General features: G+C 69.4%; 1 protein-coding gene. It reads right to left on the bottom strand.

From position 1 onward, the window contains the following. Nucleotides 1-190 precede the first annotated feature (190 nt). Nucleotides 191-790, bottom strand: a complete 600-nt coding sequence (locus tag DBR36_RS11945) for a gamma carbonic anhydrase family protein (protein ID WP_108319668.1) — start codon at nucleotides 788-790, stop codon at nucleotides 191-193. Between the last annotated feature and the right edge of the window lie 268 nt (nucleotides 791-1,058).

Genomic DNA, 1,058 nt, shown 5'->3' with positions numbered 1-1,058 from the left:
GGACTGCAGAACACCGGCTGACGGCATCGGGCCGCACGACGAAGCGCCGGTCCCCGGGGGGGGCCGGCGCTTCGTCGTGCTCGCGGGCCTTCGTGCTGCGGTTCGGTGTCTCGCTGCACCCCAGAAGGTGCGGGATGCCGGCCACCCCGCGCCCCGAAACCGCAGGACGCCGCTGGACGGTGCGAGCGGCTCACCCGAGGCGATGATCGTCGGCGTGCCGGGAGAGGCTGCGACCATAGCGCTCCGTGAGCTGCACCATGAGGTCGGGGGTCTCACGGTCCAGTCCGAAGACGTAGCCGGGGAAGTCAAGCTCTCTCTGCGCCGCCCAGATCTCTTCGTGGCGCTCGGGAGGCAGGATGACTACAGGATCGCCGACGGCGACCCACGAGATCGGCACGACGCTGTCCGGCGGCAGCACCGTCCGCACGTGGACGACAGCGTTGATGCGAACTTCACTGCGGTCGCCGATCTCGGCGCCGTTGAAGATGCGCGTGCCGGTCGCGAGAAACACTTCGTCGCCGATGTCGGAACCGGCGATGCTGGCCATCGGACCGATGAGGGTGTGCGCCCCCACGTGAACGGCGTGCGTCGAGCTCGCGCGCACCAGGGCGTTCTCCATCACGATCGTGTGGGCACCGAGCACGATCGGACTCCCCTCCGCGGTCAGGACCGCGCCATGGAGCACCTGACAGCCGGCCCCGACCGTGACGTCGCCGCTGATGACCGCTGTCGGGGCGACGACGGCGTCGGGATGGATACGAGGCTGCGATCCCAGGTGAGCGAAGAGCATGGCGCGTCCTTCCGACGGGTGAGGACAGCGTAGTCTCAGGCCTTCGCGCGCCGCGAGCGTCTCGCCGTGGGGTACGAGAAAGCGCCGCCGCACCCGCCCCTGTCTTCCCGGGGAGGGGTGCGTCGGCGCTGTTGACCGGTGCGATCACGCGCGCGGAGCGGCGCGCAGGCCACGTGGGCCCGTAAATGCGAAATGGCCACCCAGCTTTGGGTGGCCATTTCGACTGAAAAGAAGTCCGGCGGTGTCCTACTCTCCCACAGGGTCCCCC

The organism is Microbacterium sp. HMWF026 (genome assembly GCF_003061325.1).
Taxonomy (GTDB): Bacteria; Actinomycetota; Actinomycetes; order Actinomycetales; family Microbacteriaceae; genus Microbacterium; species Microbacterium testaceum_E.
Note: the sequence above shows the minus strand (reverse complement) of the source record. Positions and strands in the feature narration are given on the sequence as shown.

Excerpts from the sequence above, each read along its gene's own strand:
- DBR36_RS11945 (WP_108319668.1), bottom strand. The coding sequence starts at position 790 with ATGCTCTTCGCTCACCTGGGATCGCAGCCTCGTATCCATCCCGACGCC.